Raw genomic sequence first — 16,734 nt, 5'->3', positions numbered from 1 at the left:
CGACGCCTCAAAAACGTCAGCGTCAGAAACGGCAGAGTCAGAAACGGTACTGCTCGTCGTACCCGGTGCCGTGCTGGCCCTGCTGCTGGTCCTGCTGCTGGCCCTGCCCGTCGCCCTGGTAGGGGTACGGCTGCTCCTGCGGGAGTTCGCCGCCGTAGGTCTCGTCGGCGCGCTGCTGCGGGACCCAGACACCGCCCGACGGGGTCTCGCCGTAGCCGCCGGTGCCGTACTGGTCCTGGGCGTAGCCCTGCTGGTCGTACTGCTGGGTGCCGTAGGACTGGTCGTAGCCGGCGCCGCCGTAGGTCTGGTTGCCGATGTACGGGTCGGAGTAGTTGGCGTACTGCTGCTGGCCGTTGACGTCGTAGCCGTACTGCTGCTGGCCGTAGCCGGAGTAGTCGTAGGCGTAGTTCTGGTCGGTGCCCTGGGCGGCGTACGCCTGGTCCTGGCCGGCGGTCGCGTAGGCGGGGTCGCCGGTGGTGGCGTAGCCGGACTCGCCGTATATGCCGTAGGAGCCGGTATCGTCGGGCATCGGCTGCGGCTCGTACACCGCCGTGGACTCGGCGGCGGTCGGCTCGCTGGCGCGGGCCGGGGAGAAGACGTCGTCGCGGTCGTAGTCGTCGCCGCCGTAGGTCGGGTTGCCGCCCGTGGCGTAGGCGGCCTGCTGGTCGGCGTACCCGGTGTCGGCCGGGTCCGGGTCGGTGGCCTCCAGGTCCGCGTCCGGCTCGCCGCGGCGGCGCTTGCTCGGGCCGCCGTCCTCGTCGTCCGCGCCGGGACGCTTGACCGCCCAGCCGGCCTCGAAGCCGCGGCGGAAGGAGAGTGTGACGTAGGTCTGCCCGACCGCGAACGCGATCGCGCCCAGACCGATGACGATCACCGACGGGATCAGGACACCGAACACGACCCCGAGGAAGCCGGCGAAGGCGAGCAGGCGCCAGCGCAGCCGCGCCTTGTACTGCAGCAGGACCTCGCCCAGCAACCACAGCGCGACGATGCCGAACGCTACGTAGAGGACCGTCCAGCCCATGTACGCCCCTCTCCCAGTTACCGCTACGCAGTGTGTCCTACTCCGGTGCGGCCGGTCTAGGCCCGCGGGGGATGGTGCAGGCCCAGGTTCTCGTAGATCTCCAGCGTCGCCGTGGAGCTGTTCAGCGTGATGAAGTGCAGTCCGGGGACGCCCTCGGCCAGCAGCCGTGCGCAGAACTCCGTGGCGAATTCGATACCGATGGAGCGTACCGCCGCGGGATCGTCCTTGGCTGTGAGGATCCGCTCTTTCAGGGCGTCCGGGAAGGCCGCGTTGCTGAGTTTGGGCAACCGTTCCAGCATCTTCACGCTGGTGACCGGCAGGATTTCCGGAATCACCGGAGTCTCGCAGCCGGCCGTGACAACCCGGTCCCGAAGGCGAAGATACGACTCGGGCTGGAAGAACATCTGCGTGATGGCGTAGTCGGCGCCCGCGCGGCACTTGTCGACGAAGTGCCGGACGTCGGCGTCCCAGTCGCTGGAGCGCGGATGCATCTCCGGGAAGGCGGCTACGCCCACGCAGAAGTCACCCGACTCCTTGATGAGCCGGACGAGTTCGGCCGCGTAGGTCAGCCCCCGCGGATGCGCCACCCACTCCCCCATCGGATCGCCGGGCGGGTCGCCACGCACCGCGAGCATGTTGCGGATCCCGGCGTCCGCGTACTGGCCGATGATGTTGCGCAGCTCGGCCAGCGAGTGGTCGACCGCGGTGAGGTGGGCGACCGGGGTGAGCGTGGTGTCGGCGACGATCTGCTGGGTCTCCCTGACCGTGCCCGCGCGGGTCGAGCCGCCGGCGCCGTAGGTCACGGAGACGAAGTCGGGGGCGACCGCCTCGACCCGCCGGAGCGCGTTCCACAGGTTCCGCTCGCCCTTCGGGGTTTTCGGCGCCGAGAACTCGAACGAGTACGTGGTCTTGCCGCTCGCGAGCATGTCACGCACGGTGCGTGCGCGGTCAGTCCTGGTGGATGCGGTTCCGAGGGCCATACTCGCAGGTTAGCCAGGGGCGGACGGTCACCCAACCGAACTCGGTGATTTGCCCGGATTGTCGGCCCCACGTCCGGATACTGGACAAGTATCCGGACGGTCATGTCGAAGAGCTACACGGACCGCAGTCGCTTCGCGAACTCGGCCGCCGCCGCGCCCGGGTCGTCGGCGTCGGTGAGCGCTCGGACGACTACCACCCGGCGGGCGCCCGCGTCCAGCACCTGGTCGAGGTTGCCCAGGTCGATGCCGCCGATGGCGAACCAGGGGCGGTCCGTGCCCAGGGCGGCGGTGTACCGCACCAGGTCGAGGCCGGGAGCGGGGCGGCCGGGCTTGGTGGGCGTGGGCCAGCAGGGGCCGGTGCAGAAGTAGTCCACGCCGTCCTGGACGGCGGCCGCGGCGGCCTCGGACCCGGCGTGCGTGGAGCGGCCGATCAGGACGTCCGGGCCGAGGATCGCGCGGGCGGCCGTGACGGGCAGGTCCCCCTGGCCGAGGTGGAGCACGTCGGCGCCGGCCGCGTGGGCCACGTCCGCGCGGTCGTTGACCGCGAGCAGCTTGCCGTGCCGGGCGCAGGCGTCGGCGAAGACCGCGAGGTACTCCAGCTCCTCGGCGGCCTCCATGCCCTTGTCGCGCAGCTGCACGATGTCGACACCGCCCGCCAGGACCGCGTCCAGGAACTCGGCGAGGTCGCCCCGCTCCTTGCGGGCGTCCGTGCAGAGGTAGAGACGGGCGTCGGCCAGCTGGGCGTGGGCGGTGTCGGTCATCGGTGTCCCCCGTGGTGTCGGTCCTGGTTGACTCAGACGGCGAGCGCCTGGGCGCGGCGCTTCACCTCCGTGCCGCGATTCTCGCTCAGGGCCTGCGCGGGGGTGCCGGGCAGGCTCGCGTCAGGTGTGAAGAGCCACTCCAGCATTTCTTCGTCCGTGAAGCCGTCGTCCCGCAGGAGCGTCAAGGTTCCGGACAGGCCCTTGACGACCTTGTCCCCGTCGATGAAGGCGGCGGGGACCTGTAGCGCGCGGTTCTCACCACGGCGAACGGCGATGAGCTGGCCCTCCTTGACCAGCTGCCGCACGCGCGTCACCTCGACGTCCAGCATCTCTGCGATGTCGGGGAGGGTGAGCCAGGCGGGGACGAGAGCATCGATCTTTGCGTCAATCTCGGTCACGGGATCCAGGGTAGGCGTTCCGCCAGGGGGGCCGCGATGGTAGTGCCGGGACGGGCGTCGTTCGGGTGCGGCCCTGTGGGGGCTGATCGCGCCCACCTGGCGGAGCCGCACATGTCATGGCCCCGCGCCCCTAGAGGGGCGCTGCAGTGGCGTTCTTCAAGGGGCGGGCGGGATCGGACAGGGCCTCGGCGTCCATTCGGGTGTTCGCCTCGATCAGGCGGCGGCCCTGGGCCAGATCACGCGGGCGGCCCACGGCCAGGAGAGCTACCAGGCGGTCCTCGCGGAGCCAGCACACCGTCCACGCGGGGCCGGACGGGTCACCGCGCCAGACCAGGCGGTCGGCCACGGGATGGTGGCCGGCGTACTGCACGAAACGGCCGAACTGCTCCGACCAGAAATACGGCACCGGGTCGTAGACCGCGCCGGACTCGCCGAGGATGTTGGCGGCCACCGTACGCGGGCCCTGCAGGGCGTTGTCCCAGTGGTGGACCAGGAGGCGCTCGCCGTAGCGGCCGGACGGGAAGGAGGCGCAGTCGCCGACCGCGTAGACGTCCGGGACGCCGGTACACAGCCGGTCGTCGGCGACCACTTCCCGGTGCGCGCCCAGTTCGATGCCGGAGCCGGCCAGCCAGGCGGTGGCGGGGCGGGCGCCGATCCCGACCACGACGGCGCCCGCGGGCACCCGCGAGCCGTCGTCGAGCACCACCGCGCCGGGTTCGACATGCGCCACGCGCGCGTGCGTGCGCAGTTCGGCGCCGCTGTCGGCGTACCAGGCGGTCATCGGCGCGGCCACCTCGGCGGGGAGCGCTCCCGCGAGCGGACGGTCGGCGGCCTCCACGACGGTCACCGCGCAGCCGGCCTCCCGGGCCGCGGTGGCGAACTCGGCGCCGATCCAGCCCGCGCCGACCACCACGACGTCGTGCTGCCGCGCGAGCACGGGCCGCAGTCGCTCGGCGTCGTCCAGGGTGCGCAGCAGATGGACGCCGGGCACGCCCTCGGTGCCGGGCAGCGTGATCGGCTCGGCACCGGTGGCGAGCACCAGGACGTCGTACGGCACCGGTCCGGCCTCGGTGTCCAGCTCACGGTCGGCGGGGCGCACGCCGAGGGCCTCACGGCCGAGCGTCAGTTCGATACCGAGCGCCTCGAAGTCGACCTCGAAGGCGGAGCCCTCAGCCTTGCCGAGCAGCACCGCCTTGGACAGCGGCGGCCGGTCGTACGGCTGATGCGGCTCGGCGCCGATCAGTGTGACGGTGCCGGCGAACCCCTGCTCGCGCAGGGCCACGGCGGTCTGCACCCCGGCCATGCCCGCGCCCACGACGACCACGCGTCGCGCCTGTGACGTGCCCCGTCGCTGCGTCTGCTCGCTCACCTGATCACCATAGTCAGGAACGATAGACAACTGACAAGGAGTCAGTCAGGGGGCGTGCTGAGTGACCTGTTCCACAACGCTCGTCCCGGCGCCGGGCTGCGACTCCCACTCCCAGGTCTCCTCCAGCCGTACCCGTCCGTCCGGCAACTCGACCACCGTCGACACACAGTGTCCGGACGAGGTGGTCCCGTCCCGCCTCAGCTGGACGTAGCGGAAGTCGAGCCGGTCCCCCGTCCGGGTGCCGACCAGATGTCCGCGCACGACGTCGCCGCCCGCGTAGTCGGCCCAGATCTCGCCGTCCTGCTCGTGGTAGGCGAACCGGGTGCCGATACCCACCTGACCTGGGGCCTGGTCCGCGACGGGGGCGAGTGTCAGACCGTCGAGCGAACTGGCCACGGAAGGAGGCTCCCTTACTGCGGAAAGCGGCACGGACTAGGGTGGCCAACGTACAAGCACTCGCGGGAGTCCGGACGCACCGGGCTGAGAGGGAGGCTGGCGGCCTCCGACCGTACGAACCTGATCCGGGTCATGCCGGCGAAGGGAGGGGCTGGACGCCCATGTCCACACGTATGTCCGACGTCCTCGTCATCGGGGGCGGAATCATCGGCCTGGTCACGGCCTGGCGGTCCGCGCAGCGCGGGCTCGCCACCGCCGTGGTGGACCCCGAGCCCGGCGGCGGGGCCGCGCAGGTCGCGGCGGGGATGCTGGCCGCGGTCACCGAACTGCACTACGGCGAGCAGACCCTGCTGGGGCTCAATCTGGCCTCCGCCCGCCGCTATCCCGACTTCGCCGCCGAGCTCACCGAGCTGACCGGCCATGACCTCGGCTACCGGCGCTGCGGCACGCTCGCGGTCGCGCTGGACGCCGACGACCGCGCAAACCTGCGTGAGCTGCACGCCCTCCAGCAGCAGTCGGGGCTGGACTCCGAGTGGCTGTCCGGGCGGGAGTGCCGGCGCCTGGAGCCGATGCTCGCGCCGGGCGTGCGCGGCGGGCTGCGGGTCGACGGCGACCACCAGATCGACCCGCGCCGGCTGGCGGCCGCGCTGGTGGCGGCGTGCGAGCGGGCCGGGGTGGTCTTCCACCGCGACTGGGCCGAGCGCCTGGAGGTGGTACGGGAGGGGGCGGCCGGTGCCGTCACGCGCGCGGGAGACCTGCTGGGCGCGGACCGGGTCGTGCTCGCCGCCGGCAGTCTGAGCGGGCGGCTGGCGGGCGTGCCCGAGGACGTGCTGCCACCGGTGCGGCCCGTGAAGGGGCAGGTGCTCCGGCTGACCGTGCCCGCGCGGTACGCGCCGTTCCTCAGCCGGACCGTAAGGGCCGTCGTGCGCGGCGGCCATCTCTACCTGGTGCCCCGGGAGAACGGCGAGCTGGTCGTCGGGGCGACGAGCGAGGAGCTGGGCTGGGACACGACGGTCACGGCGGGGGGTGTCTACGAGCTGCTGCGCGACGCGCACGAGTTGGTGCCCGGCATCACCGAGCTGCCGCTGACCGAGACCCGGGCCGGGCTGCGCCCCGGATCCCCCGACAACGCGCCGCTGCTCGGGCCGACCCGCCTCGACGGGCTGCTGCTGGCCACCGGGCACCACCGCAACGGGGTGCTGCTCACGCCGGTCACGGGAGACGTGATGGCGGAGCTGCTGGTCGGCGGTGAGCTGCCGGAGGAGGCCCGTCCGTTCTCGCCGAAGCGTTTCGGCCCCGTCCCTGGCGTACTCGTGGAGCAGACCGCATGAACATCTCCGTCAACGGGGAGCGCCGGGAGATCGAGCCGGGCATCGCTCTCGACACGCTCGTGAAGTCCCTCACGGCCGCGCCGTCCGGGGTGGCCGCGGCGGTCAACGAGACCGTCGTACCGCGTACGGAGTGGCCGACGACCGGGCTCGCCGAGGGTGACCGCGTGGAAGTCCTGACCGCCGTGCAGGGAGGCTGAGCCATGGCCGACGATCCGTTTGTCCTCGGGGGTACGACGTTCTCGTCCCGGCTGATCATGGGGACGGGGGGTGCGCCCAGCCTGGAGGTGCTGGAGCGGGCGCTCGTCGCGTCCGGGACCGAGCTGACGACCGTCGCGATGCGGCGGGTGGATCCGGGGGTACGGGGCTCCGTGCTGTCGGTCCTGGAGCGGCTGGGGATCCGGGTGCTGCCGAACACGGCGGGGTGCTTCACCGCCGGCGAGGCCGTGCTGACGGCCCGGCTGGCCCGGGAGGCGCTGGGAACCTCACTGATCAAGCTGGAGGTCATCGCCGACGAGCGGACGCTGCTGCCGGATCCGATCGAGCTGCTGGACGCGGCGGAGACGCTGGTAGACGACGGGTTCACGGTGCTGCCGTACACAAACGACGATCCTGTACTGGCCCGGAAGCTGGAGGACGTCGGGTGCGCCGCGGTGATGCCGCTGGGGTCGCCGATCGGGTCGGGGCTCGGGATCCGCAACCCGCACAACTTCCGGCTGATCGTCGAGCACGCGCGTGTGCCGGTGATCCTGGACGCGGGGGCCGGTACGGCGTCGGATGTGGCGCTGGCGATGGAGCTGGGGTGTGCGGGGGTGATGCTGGCGTCGGCGGTCACCCGGGCGCAGGATCCTGAGCGGATGGCGTTCGCCATGCGGGCCGGGGTGGAGGCGGGGAGGCTGGCCCGGCTGGCGGGGCGGATCCCGTTCCGGCACTTCGCGGAGGCGTCGTCCCCCACGGAGGGCCTGGCCGCCCTGGACCCCGAGCGCCCAGCGTTCTGAACGCCGGCCCATTCCCGCCCACTCTCCCACCCCAGGTGTGGGGGTGTGCGGGGGTGAGCGGTGCGTCACAGGTGCGCTGCAGTCGGGCGGGGAAAGCCGTCTCACCTGTGGGGCTGCAGTCGGGCTCGTACACTCGCTGGGTGGACACGACCCTTCAGGACCCTCTCGTCGGGCAGGTGCTCGACGGCCGATATCGCGTCGACGCGCGGATCGCCGTCGGCGGGATGGCCACGGTCTACCGGGCCGTGGACGTCCGGCTGGACCGGGTGCTCGCCCTGAAAGTGATGCATCCGGCACTCGCAGCCGACGGGGCGTTCGTCGACAGGTTCATCCGGGAGGCCAAGTCGGTCGCCCGGCTGGCCCACCCGAACGTCGTCCAGGTCTTCGATCAGGGGGCCGACAGGTCGTATGTGTATCTCGCGATGGAGTACGTCGCCGGGTGCACCCTCCGTGACGTGCTGCGCGAGCGCGGCGCGCTGCAGCCGCGGGCCGCGCTGGACATCCTGGAGCCCGTCCTGGCCGCGCTGGGCGCCGCGCACCGCGCCGGGTTCGTGCACCGGGACATGAAGCCCGAGAACGTGTTGATAGGGGACGACGGGCGGGTCAAGGTCGCCGACTTCGGGCTCGTGCGGTCCGTGGACAGCGTCACCGACACCACGGGCGCCGTGCTCGGAACCGTGTCGTACCTCGCGCCCGAGCAGGTCGAGAGCGGGGCCGCCGATCCGCGCGTCGACGTGTACGCGTGCGGTGTCGTGCTGTACGAGATGCTGACCGGGGAGAAGCCGCACAGCGGGGATTCGCCCGCGGTGATTCTCTACAAGCATCTCCACGAGGACGTGCCGCCCCCGTCCGCCACCGTGCCCGGCCTGGCCTGCGAGCTGGACGAGCTGGTCGCCCTCGGCACCGCCCGTGATCCCGAGGTCCGGCCGCACGACGCCGTCGCGCTGCTGGCCCGGGTGCGGGAGACGCGGGAGGCGCTCGGTGACGAGCAGCTGGACGCCGTACCGCCGCAGGCGCTCTCGGAGGCGCATGACATAGCCGAGGACCGGACGAGTGTCATTGCGCGGTCGCTGACCGTGCCCCGGCCGCTGCCCGTCAACGAGGCGGACGACCGGGTCCTGCACACCAGCCGGTTCGAGGCGCCGCCGGTGCCGGACCGGCGGCATGGGGGCCGCCGCCGGTCCCGGCGCGGGCTGGTGACGCTCGTCGTGGGCGTCCTGGTCCTCTTCGGCGCCGGGGCCGGGATCTGGTACATCAACTCCGGGCAGTTCACCAAGGTCCCGCCGCTGCTGTCGAAGACCGAAGCGCAGGCCACCGCGCGGCTGAAGGAGGCCGGGCTGGACATCAAGAGGGTCGAGCACGCCTACAGCGACACGGTGAAGCGGGGCACGGTGATCAGCACCGACCCGGCGGCCGGCAAGCGCATCCGCAGCAACGACTCGGTGACGCTCACCATCTCGGACGGTCCCGAGACGGTGAACGTGCCGGATGTGCAGGGGCGGACCCAGGCGCAGGCCAAGGCGCAGCTGAGGGCCGACGGGCTGGAACCGGGCATGGTGACTCGGGAGTTCAGCGACAGCGTGCCCAAGGGGTCGGTCATCTCCACTGATCCCGGGGCCGGGACCAGGCGGCACGCGGGGTCGGCGATCGCGCTCGTCGTCAGCAGGGGATCCCCCATCGACGTCCCGGACGTCACCGGCGACGACCTGGACAACGCCCGGCAGCAGCTTCTGGAAGCCGGGCTGAAGGTGACCGTGTCGGCCAGCGAGGTCAACTCCGAGTACGACCAGGGGCAGGTCGCCCGGCAGACCCCGGTGGGCGACGCACAGGCCGCCGAGGGCGACATGGTCACGCTGACCCTGTCGAAGGGCCCGGAGATGGTCGAGGTGCCGAGCGTGGTCGGGGCCACGGTCGACGACGCGACCAAACTGCTTGAGCAGTCCGGCTTCCAGGTCAAGGAGGACCGCGGGCTGATCGGGCTGTTCGGCGACACCGTGAAGAAACAGTCGGTGGACGCCGGAGAGCAGGCGCCGAAGGGGTCGACGATCACGATCACCGTCCGGTGACCGGGGGTCGGTCCGCGGCGTGACACCCTTGACGGGTGAAGAGTCACCCGTCCCGTCCCTCCTGCACCCCGCAGTCGTCCCGTCCCTCCGGCCCCCCGTGGTCCGGTTCCTCCCGCAATCCCATCGGCGGTCATGTCCCCGTGGCCGGCGGCCTGCACTCCGTGGGGCTGTCGTACGCCCGTGCGCTGAAGGCCGAGACCGTGCAGGTCTTCGTCGCCAACCCGCGCGGCTGGGCCACCCCGGCCGGCAGCCCGAAGCAGGACGAGGCGTTCCGCGCGGCCTGCACGGAGGGGTCGATCCCGGCGTATGTGCACGCCCCCTACCTGATCAACTTCGGTTCGGACACCGAGGCGACCGTGGAGAGGTCGGTGGAGTCGCTGCGGCACTCGCTGCGGCGCGGCCGGGACATCGGGGCGCTCGGGGTGGTGGTGCACACCGGGAGCGCCACCGGCGGGCGGGCCAGGGACGTGGCCCTGAAGCAGGTACGGCAGCATCTGCTGCCGCTGCTGGACGAGCTGACCCAGGACGACGACCCGTTCCTGCTCCTGGAGTCCACCGCCGGGCAGGGCGCCTCGCTCTGCTCGCGGACCTGGGACTTCGGGCCGTACTTCGAGGCGCTGGACGCGCATCCGAAGCTGGGCGTGTGCCTGGACACCTGCCATGTCTTCGCCGCCGGGCACGACCTGACCGGGCCGAGCGGGATGCACCGGACGCTGGACCTGCTGGTGGAGACCGTCGGCGCGGGGCGGCTGAAGCTCATCCACGCCAACGACTCCAAGGACGTCGTCGGCGCGCACAAGGACCGGCACGAGAACATCGGCGCCGGGCACATCGGCGAGGATCCGTTCCGTGCGCTGATGACCCACCCGGCGACCGCGGGCGTACCGCTGATCATCGAGACGCCCGGCGGCAAGGAGGGGCACGCGGCGGACGTCGAGCGCCTCAAGCGGCTCCGCGACGGCTGACGGCACCCGGGTCAGCCGACCGCCAGCGGCACCGCCGCCAGCAGCAGGCCCGCCCCGAGCAGCGCCATCGAGCGGCGCAGCAGGTACCACCACTAGCCGGCTGGAGGCTCAGAGTTCCGGACCGTCCCCCGGCCCCTCCTGGTAGGAGTAGCGCTGTTCCTTCCAGGGGTCGCCGAGGTTGTGGTAGCCGCGTTCCTCCCAGAAGCCCCGGCGGTCGGCGGTCATGTACTCGATGCCGCGGACCCACTTGGGGCCCTTCCAGGCGTACAGATGCGGGACGACCAGACGGACGGGGAAACCGTGCTCGGCGGTGAGGAGTTCGCCGTCCTTGTGGGTGGCGAAGATCGTGCGCTCGGCGGCGAAGTCCGTGAGGCGCAGGTTGGAGCTGAAGCCGTACTCCGCCCAGACCATCACATGGGTGACGTCGGGGGCGGGCGGAGCGAGTTCCAGTACGGTCCACGCCGGGATCCCGCCCCACTCGGCGCCCAGCATGCTGAACTTCGTCACGCAGTGCAGATCGGCGACGACGGTGGTGTACGGCAGGGCCGTGAACTGCTCGTGGTTCCAGGTGTGCGCGCCCGCGTCGGCGGTGGCGCCGAAGACCCTGAACTCCCAGCGTTCCGGCCGGAACCTGGGCACCGGGCCATAGTGGGTGACCGGCCAGCCGCGCTGCAGTCGCTGTCCCGGCGGAAGCTCGGCCCCTGCCGCTTCTCGAGACGCGCGCTCCACCGGATGACCCATGCCTTCCATCCTGACAGACCGCAAGCGGTGCATCTGACCAGGCAGACTTCTCAAGGGTCAACAAACCGGGTAACTGACGCCAAGCATGCCCTTACCTACTAAGTACGCACTTACTGGACGATCTTCTATGCCGGTGCAATCATGCGCCGCAAACATCCCAGTCCCGTACGGAACCCGACGGAACGCATGCGGAAGGAGCCTCTGCGATGCAGGGCGACCCCGAGGTCATCGAATTCCTCAACGAGCAGCTCACCGGTGAGCTCACCGCGATCAACCAGTACTTCCTGCACGCGAAGATGCAGGAGAACCTCGGCTGGTACAAGCTCGCGAAGTACACCCGGCACGAGTCGTTCGACGAGATGAAGCACGCCGAGGTGCTCACCGACCGGATCCTGTTCCTGGAGGGGCTGCCCAACTACCAGCGGCTGTTCCATGTGCGGGTGGGGCAGACCGTCAAGGAGATGTTCGAGGCGGACAGGCAGATCGAGGTGGAGGCGATCGACCGCCTCAGGCGCGGGATCAAGGTGATGCGCGAGAAGGGCGACATCACGTCCGCGAACATCTTCGAGGAGATCCTCGAGGACGAGGAGCACCACATCGACTACCTCGACACCCAGCTGGATCTGGTGGAGAAGCTCGGTGAGGCGCTCTACATCTCGCAGATCATCGAGCAGCCCGAGAGCAGCTGAGACTAGGCCGCCTCGTCGAGCCCGCCGAGCCCGTCGATCTCGGAGAGCACCGGGCGGCCCTGGTCGGCCGGCTCACGGCGGGGGCAGGCGCCCCGGCCGAGGATCGCCTGGATCCGGCGGACGCACGAACCACAGTCCGTCCCCGCCTTGCAGGCGGACGCTACCTGGCGAGGGGTGCACGCCCCGTCCTCCGCGTGTTGCTTGACCTGCGCTTCGGTCACCCCGAAACAGCTGCAGACGTACACGCGGATTCACCTCCCGCCGGGATCGACCAGTGGCGCCGTCCCGAATAATCGGTGAGGCTTACCTAACCTTACCCACGCCTCGCAGGCAACAAAAGTGGAGGGGGCGTGGATCGTATGTGATCCACGCCCCACTTCACGTCGCTGTAACAGCCGAACCCGTCACTGGTCCCTGTACATCTCCGCGACCAGGAACGCCAGGTCGAGGGACTGGCTGCGGTTCAGGCGCGGGTCGCAGGCCGTCTCGTAGCGCTGGTGCAGGTCGTCGACGAAGATCTCGTCGCCGCCGCCCACGCACTCGGTGACATCGTCACCGGTGAGCTCGACATGGATGCCGCCCGGGTGGGTGCCGAGCGTCTTGTGGACCTCGAAGAAGCCCTTGACCTCGTCGAGCACGTCGTCGAAGCGGCGGGTCTTGTGACCCGAGGCAGCCTCGAAGGTGTTGCCGTGCATCGGGTCGGTCACCCAGGCCACGGTGGCACCCGAGGCGGTGACCTTCTCGACCAGCTCGGGAAGCTTGTCGCGGACCTTGTCCGCGCCCATCCGGACGACGAAGGTCAGCCGGCCCGGCTCGCGGTCCGGGTCGAGGCGGTCGATGTACCTGAGCGCGTCCTCGGCCGTGGTCGTCGGGCCGAGCTTGAGGCCGATCGGGTTGCGGATCTTCGAGGCGAACTCGATGTGCGCCCCGTCCAGCTGCCGGGTGCGCTCACCGATCCAAACCATGTGCGCCGAGACGTCGTACAGCTTGCCGGTGCGCGAGTCGACCCGGGTCAGGGCGGACTCGTAGTCCAGCAGCAGCGCCTCGTGCGAGGAGAAGAACTCGACCGTCTTGAACTCCTCGGGCTCCGCGCCGCAGGCCCGCATGAAGTTCAGCGCGTTGTCGATCTCGCGGGCGAGCTGCTCGTAGCGCTGGCCCGACGGGGAGGACTTCACGAAGTCCTGGTTCCAGGCGTGCACCTGGCGCAGGTCCGCGTAACCGCCGGTGGTGAAGGCACGCACCAGGTTCAGCGTGGAAGCGGACGCGTTGTACATCCGCTTCAGCCGCTCGGGGTCCGGGACACGGGAGGCCTCGTCGAACGCGAAGCCGTTGACGGAGTCGCCCCGGTAGGTCGGCAGCGTCACCCCGTCACGGGTCTCGGTCGGCTTGGAACGCGGCTTGCTGTACTGGCCGGCGATCCGGCCCACCTTCACCACGGGCACCGACGCCGCGTACGTCAGCACGGCGCCCATCTGGAGGAGGGTCTTGAGCTTGTTGCGGATGTGGTCGGCCGACACCGCGTCGAAGGCCTCGGCGCAGTCACCGCCCTGGAGAAGGAACGCCTCTCCCTTGGCGACGGCCGCCATCCGGACGCGCAGCTGGTCGCACTCGCCCGCGAAGACGAGCGGCGGATACGACTCGAGGTCCGCGATCGCTGCGCGCAGAGCCTCGGGGTCGGGGTACTCGGGCTGCTGCGCCGCGGGCAGGTCTCGCCAGGTGTTGCCAGCGCTCGGGCTGGTCTTAGCGTTCACGGTCACCCCCCAAACATTACGGGGTCGTGTCGCCTGTTTTTTCCCTGGCTCGACTGGTGAGACGGAGTGCTTGTCCTGTGGACAGAGGGTGGGGTGCGGTAGGGTTTCCGCATGTTCGCGCTTTCGAACCAGAACTGGTGGTGGACCGCTTCTCCGGCGGCCCACTGACTGCGCGTACGCAACACTTCGCGAAGGCCGCCCGAGGGGCGGCCTTCGGCGTTTCCGGGGTCGTTCCTCCTTCACCAGGCAGAGGAACCATGGACCTGACCCAGCTGCTCCACGACGAACGCCCCTTCGCCGTGCTCCGGCGCCGTACCCCCGGCCATGACGAGAACACGGTGGAGGTGCTGCTCGGCCCGGTCGCCGCCCGGGACCGGCTCGCCGACCTGCCCGAGGAGGGGCTCGCCCTGGTCCCGTTCCGCCAGATCCGCGAGCGCGGCTTCGACGTCCGCGACGACGGCACGCCCCTGCTGGTCCTCACCCCCGAGGAGACCCACACCCTGCCCCTGGCGGACGCCCTGGCCCAGCTGCCCGCGCACCCGGTGCGGGTCGAGGGCGGTGGTTTCGACGTCGGCGACGAGGAGTACGCGGAGATCGTCGGCCGGGTGCTGCGCGAGGAGATCGGCCGGGGCGAGGGCGCGAACTTCGTGATCCGACGGACCTACGAGGGCCGGATCCCGGGCTTCGGCCGGGTGGACGCGCTCGCGCTGTTCCGGCGGCTCCTGGAGGGCGAGCGGGGCGCGTACTGGACGTTCGTGGTGCACACCGGGGACCGGACCCTGGTCGGCGCCAGTCCGGAGGTGCATGTCCGGATGTCCGGCGGCACGGTGGTCATGAACCCGATCAGCGGGACCTACCGCTATCCGGCCGAGGGGCCCGCCCCCGAGCACCTGCTCGGCTTCCTCGCCGACGGCAAGGAGATCGAGGAGCTGTCGATGGTCGTCGACGAGGAGCTCAAGATGATGTGCACGGTCGGCGACATGGGGGGTGTGGTGGTCGGCCCGCGGCTCAAGGAGATGGCGCACCTCGCGCACACCGAGTACGAGCTGCGCGGCAGGTCCTCGCTGGACGTGCGGGAGGTCCTGAAGGAGACCATGTTCGCGGCGACCGTCACGGGCTCGCCGGTGCAGAACGCCTGCCGGGTGATCGAGCGGTACGAGCCCCTCGGGCGGGACGGGGTGGCGCGCGGCTACTACGCCGGTGCGCTGGCCCTGCTCGGCCGGGACTCCGGCGGCGCCCAGACCCTGGACTCCCCCATCCTGATCCGCACAGCCGACATCGATGCGGACGGACGATTGCGGGTGCCCGTCGGCGCCACGCTGGTGCGCGGCTCGGACCCGGCGAGCGAGGTCGCGGAGACCCATGCGAAGGCGGCGGGGGTCCTCGCGGCCCTCGGGGTACGACCGTCACGGCCGCGTGCGGAGGGGACGCGCCCCCGGCTGGCCGACGACCCCCGGGTGCGTGCCGCGCTGGACGGGCGCCGGGCCGCGCTGGCGCCGTTCTGGCTGCGGATGCAGGAGCGGACCGGGGAGTTGTCCGGGCAGGCGCTGGTCGTGGACGGCGAGGACACCTTCACGGCGATGCTCGCGCATGTGCTGGGGGCGGCCGGGCTCGACGTGACCGTCCGGCGCTACGACGAGCCGGGGCTGCGGGCGGCGGTGCTCGCCCACGAGGGCCCTGTCGTGCTGGGCCCGGGGCCCGGTGACCCGTCCGACCCGGCCGATCCGAAGATGCGGTTCCTGCGGCGGCTGACGGCGGCCGTGCTCCGGGAGCACCGGCACGGGGTGCTGGGCGTCTGCCTGGGGCACGAGCTGATCGCGGCCGAGCTGGGCGTGGACATCGTGCGGAAGGAGGTGCCGTACCAGGGGGCGCAGACGACCGTGGACCTGTTCGGGCGTCCGGAGACCGTCGGCTTCTACAACAGCTTCGTGGCCCGCTGCGACGAGGACGCGGCACGGCAGTTGGCGGCGGACGGCGTTGAGGTGAGCCGCAGCGCTTCGGGCGAGGTGCACGCTCTGCGGGGTCCGCGTCGTGCCGGAGGCGCGCCGAGAAACGCATTCGCCGGGGTGCAGTTCCACCCCGAGTCGATCCTCTCGCTGAACGGCGCGGCCGTGGTGCGCGAGCTGATCGGTCAGCTGCGCGGCACCAGCACGTTCTCCGAGCGGCGGCCGGCGCTGTAGTCAAGGACGTTGCGCACCGTGGCGTCGATGATCTGGCCGACGGCGTCCTCGGTGTAGTACGCCTGGTGGGAGCTGACCAGGACGTTCGGGAAGGTGACCAGGCGGGCCAGGATGTCGTCCTCGATGGCCTCCAGCGACTTGTCGAGGAAGAACAGGCCCGCCTCGGACTCGTACACGTCCAGGCCGACACCGGTGAACCGGCCGGCACGGAGTTCGTCGAAGAGGGCCGCGGTGTCGATCAGGCCGCCGCGGCTGGAGTTGACCAGGATCGCGTCGTCCTTCATCTCCTTCAGCGCGGTGGCGTCGATCAGCCGCTCTGTCTCGGGCATGAGCGGGACGTGCAGGCTGACCAGGTCGGACTCGGCGAGCAGCTGCTCCCCGGAGACGTACTCCATGCCGAGCTCGACGCAGGCCGGGTTCTCGGCGGCGTCCCAGCCGAGCAGCCTCATACCGAAGCCGTGGGCGATCCGGGTGAAGGCCTCGCCGATCCTGCCGGTGCCCAGGACGCCGACGGTACGGCCGTGCATGTCCCGGCCCATCAGGCCGTCCAGGCGGAAGTCGAAGTCACGGGTGCGGGTCGCCGCGCGCACGACACGCCGGTTCACCGCCATGGCCAGGGTCCAGGCGAACTCGGCGACGGAGTACGGGGAGTAGGACGAGACGCGGGCGACGGTGAGGCCGAGGCGTTCGGCCGCCGTGAGGTCGATGTTGTTGTAGCCGGTGCTGCGCTGGGCGATCATCCGCGTGCCGCCGGCCGCGAGGACCTCCAGGACGGGGGCGGCGAGGCCGGCGTTGACGCTGGTGGAGACGGCCTCGTAGCCGGTGGCGATGGGGGCGGTGTCCTGGTTCAGGAAGACGTCGAGGCAGCGGATGTCGTGTGGGGTGGAGCGGAAGGCGCGTTCGAGGAGGGGCTTCTCGTCGGACTGGACGCCGAATGCCAGAAGGCCCATATGGGGACTATAGGGTCGGACTGCCCGCCGAGGCCGCGCGCCGTCACGGTGACCGTGACGGGGCGCCGGCGGGCGGCACACACGGGGGGGGGGGGAGGGGAGCGGGGGTGAGCGGGAGAAAACACACCCCAACAACAA

18 protein-coding genes and 1 riboswitch are annotated in these 16,734 nt (G+C 71.0%); of the genes, 8 read left to right on the top strand and 10 right to left on the bottom strand.

Features of this window, described 5'->3' with window-relative positions; genetic code table 11:
• Positions 1 to 37: 37 nt before the first annotated feature.
• The 6 genes from ABZ396_RS09055 to ABZ396_RS09030 all read right to left on the bottom strand — a co-directional run bounded on the left by ABZ396_RS09055 (position 38) and on the right by ABZ396_RS09030 (position 4,928).
• On the bottom strand, positions 38 to 1,024 hold the full coding sequence (locus tag ABZ396_RS09055; protein WP_358921179.1) for a hypothetical protein: 987 nt from the start codon (positions 1,022 to 1,024) through the stop codon (positions 38 to 40).
• 56 nt (positions 1,025 to 1,080) lie between these two features.
• On the bottom strand, positions 1,081 to 2,004 hold the full coding sequence (metF, locus tag ABZ396_RS09050; protein ID WP_358921177.1) for a methylenetetrahydrofolate reductase [NAD(P)H]: 924 nt from the start codon (positions 2,002 to 2,004) through the stop codon (positions 1,081 to 1,083).
• A gap of 113 nt (positions 2,005 to 2,117) precedes the next feature.
• The gene (thiE, locus tag ABZ396_RS09045; protein WP_358921175.1) at positions 2,118 to 2,765 is read right to left on the bottom strand and encodes a thiamine phosphate synthase; all 648 of its coding nucleotides are present in this window, start codon (positions 2,763 to 2,765) and stop codon (positions 2,118 to 2,120) included.
• 32 nt (positions 2,766 to 2,797) lie between these two features.
• On the bottom strand, positions 2,798 to 3,163 hold the full coding sequence (locus tag ABZ396_RS09040; RefSeq protein WP_358921173.1) for an Rv2175c family DNA-binding protein: 366 nt from the start codon (positions 3,161 to 3,163) through the stop codon (positions 2,798 to 2,800).
• 130 nt (positions 3,164 to 3,293) lie between these two features.
• Positions 3,294 to 4,532: an FAD-dependent oxidoreductase gene (locus tag ABZ396_RS09035; RefSeq protein WP_358921172.1), complete on the bottom strand. Its 1,239-nt coding sequence runs from the start codon at positions 4,530 to 4,532 to the stop codon at positions 3,294 to 3,296.
• Between the two features lie 45 nt (positions 4,533 to 4,577).
• Positions 4,578 to 4,928 carry a hypothetical protein gene (locus tag ABZ396_RS09030; RefSeq protein ID WP_358921170.1) on the bottom strand — a complete coding sequence of 117 codons (351 nt, stop codon included), beginning with the start codon at positions 4,926 to 4,928 and terminating at the stop codon, positions 4,578 to 4,580.
• A 52-nt stretch (positions 4,929 to 4,980) separates the two neighbouring features.
• A riboswitch (TPP riboswitch) is annotated at positions 4,981 to 5,092 on the top strand.
• On the opposite strand from ABZ396_RS09030, the gene thiO reads away from it, so the two are divergent.
• The 5 genes from thiO (at position 5,090) to ABZ396_RS09005 (ending at position 10,285) form a co-directional block, all read left to right on the top strand.
• Positions 5,090 to 6,259 (top strand): glycine oxidase ThiO, encoded by a 1,170-nt coding sequence (gene thiO, locus ABZ396_RS09025; RefSeq protein ID WP_358921168.1) that lies wholly within the window; start codon positions 5,090 to 5,092, stop codon positions 6,257 to 6,259. It overlaps the preceding riboswitch by 3 nt.
• On the top strand, positions 6,256 to 6,456 hold the full coding sequence (thiS, locus tag ABZ396_RS09020; RefSeq protein ID WP_358921166.1) for a sulfur carrier protein ThiS: 201 nt from the start codon (positions 6,256 to 6,258) through the stop codon (positions 6,454 to 6,456). Before thiO ends, thiS begins: the two co-directional genes overlap by 4 nt.
• A gap of 3 nt (positions 6,457 to 6,459) precedes the next feature.
• Positions 6,460 to 7,254 (top strand): thiazole synthase, encoded by a 795-nt coding sequence (locus ABZ396_RS09015; protein WP_358921164.1) that lies wholly within the window; start codon positions 6,460 to 6,462, stop codon positions 7,252 to 7,254.
• 140 nt (positions 7,255 to 7,394) lie between these two features.
• Positions 7,395 to 9,320, top strand: coding sequence for a Stk1 family PASTA domain-containing Ser/Thr kinase (gene pknB, locus ABZ396_RS09010; protein ID WP_358921162.1), 1,926 nt, complete (start codon positions 7,395 to 7,397; stop codon positions 9,318 to 9,320).
• 122 nt (positions 9,321 to 9,442) lie between these two features.
• A complete protein-coding gene (locus ABZ396_RS09005; RefSeq protein WP_358921203.1) occupies positions 9,443 to 10,285 on the top strand; it encodes a deoxyribonuclease IV in 843 nt (280 codons plus the stop codon).
• Positions 10,286 to 10,393: 108 nt separating this feature from the next.
• Here ABZ396_RS09005 and ABZ396_RS09000 read toward each other — a convergent pair whose 3' ends face one another.
• Positions 10,394 to 11,026 carry a sulfite oxidase-like oxidoreductase gene (locus tag ABZ396_RS09000; protein WP_358921161.1) on the bottom strand — a complete coding sequence of 211 codons (633 nt, stop codon included), beginning with the start codon at positions 11,024 to 11,026 and terminating at the stop codon, positions 10,394 to 10,396.
• 206 nt (positions 11,027 to 11,232) lie between these two features.
• Between ABZ396_RS09000 and bfr the strand changes: the two genes are divergently transcribed.
• Positions 11,233 to 11,715 carry a bacterioferritin gene (gene bfr, locus ABZ396_RS08995; RefSeq protein ID WP_358921159.1) on the top strand — a complete coding sequence of 161 codons (483 nt, stop codon included), beginning with the start codon at positions 11,233 to 11,235 and terminating at the stop codon, positions 11,713 to 11,715.
• A 2-nt stretch (positions 11,716 to 11,717) separates the two neighbouring features.
• Here bfr and ABZ396_RS08990 read toward each other — a convergent pair whose 3' ends face one another.
• Positions 11,718 to 11,960: a (2Fe-2S)-binding protein gene (locus ABZ396_RS08990; protein ID WP_358921157.1), complete on the bottom strand. Its 243-nt coding sequence runs from the start codon at positions 11,958 to 11,960 to the stop codon at positions 11,718 to 11,720.
• Between the two features lie 159 nt (positions 11,961 to 12,119).
• Positions 12,120 to 13,472, bottom strand: coding sequence for a class II 3-deoxy-7-phosphoheptulonate synthase (locus ABZ396_RS08985; RefSeq protein WP_358921155.1), 1,353 nt, complete (start codon positions 13,470 to 13,472; stop codon positions 12,120 to 12,122).
• A gap of 105 nt (positions 13,473 to 13,577) precedes the next feature.
• Here ABZ396_RS08985 and ABZ396_RS08980 point away from each other — a divergent pair, with 105 nt between their 5' ends.
• On the top strand, positions 13,578 to 13,634 hold the full coding sequence (locus ABZ396_RS08980) for a trp operon leader peptide (protein WP_111582571.1): 57 nt from the start codon (positions 13,578 to 13,580) through the stop codon (positions 13,632 to 13,634).
• An 89-nt stretch (positions 13,635 to 13,723) separates the two neighbouring features.
• Positions 13,724 to 15,646: an anthranilate synthase family protein gene (locus tag ABZ396_RS08975; RefSeq protein ID WP_358921153.1), complete on the top strand. Its 1,923-nt coding sequence runs from the start codon at positions 13,724 to 13,726 to the stop codon at positions 15,644 to 15,646.
• Here the strand turns inward: ABZ396_RS08975 and ABZ396_RS08970 are convergent.
• A complete protein-coding gene (locus ABZ396_RS08970) occupies positions 15,598 to 16,596 on the bottom strand; it encodes a 2-hydroxyacid dehydrogenase (RefSeq protein ID WP_358921151.1) in 999 nt (332 codons plus the stop codon). The genes ABZ396_RS08975 and ABZ396_RS08970 overlap by 49 nt on opposite strands.
• Positions 16,597 to 16,734: the final 138 nt, after the last annotated feature.

This window comes from Streptomyces sp. NPDC005866, from assembly GCF_040629895.1.
GTDB lineage: Bacteria > Actinomycetota > Actinomycetes > Streptomycetales > Streptomycetaceae > Streptomyces.
This window is presented reverse-complemented; position numbering and strand designations above follow the sequence as displayed.

Excerpts from the sequence above, each read along its gene's own strand:
- ABZ396_RS09055 (WP_358921179.1), bottom strand. The coding sequence starts at position 1,024 with ATGGGCTGGACGGTCCTCTACGTAGCGTTCGGCATCGTCGCGCTGTGG.
- metF (WP_358921177.1), bottom strand. The coding sequence starts at position 2,004 with ATGGCCCTCGGAACCGCATCCACCAGGACTGACCGCGCACGCACCGTG.
- thiE (WP_358921175.1), bottom strand. The coding sequence starts at position 2,765 with ATGACCGACACCGCCCACGCCCAGCTGGCCGACGCCCGTCTCTACCTC.
- thiO (WP_358921168.1), top strand. The coding sequence starts at position 5,090 with ATGTCCACACGTATGTCCGACGTCCTCGTCATCGGGGGCGGAATCATC.
- thiS (WP_358921166.1), top strand. The coding sequence starts at position 6,256 with ATGAACATCTCCGTCAACGGGGAGCGCCGGGAGATCGAGCCGGGCATC.
- ABZ396_RS09015 (WP_358921164.1), top strand. The coding sequence starts at position 6,460 with ATGGCCGACGATCCGTTTGTCCTCGGGGGTACGACGTTCTCGTCCCGG.
- ABZ396_RS09000 (WP_358921161.1), bottom strand. The coding sequence starts at position 11,026 with ATGGGTCATCCGGTGGAGCGCGCGTCTCGAGAAGCGGCAGGGGCCGAG.
- bfr (WP_358921159.1), top strand. The coding sequence starts at position 11,233 with ATGCAGGGCGACCCCGAGGTCATCGAATTCCTCAACGAGCAGCTCACC.
- ABZ396_RS08975 (WP_358921153.1), top strand. The coding sequence starts at position 13,724 with ATGGACCTGACCCAGCTGCTCCACGACGAACGCCCCTTCGCCGTGCTC.
- ABZ396_RS08970 (WP_358921151.1), bottom strand. The coding sequence starts at position 16,596 with ATGGGCCTTCTGGCATTCGGCGTCCAGTCCGACGAGAAGCCCCTCCTC.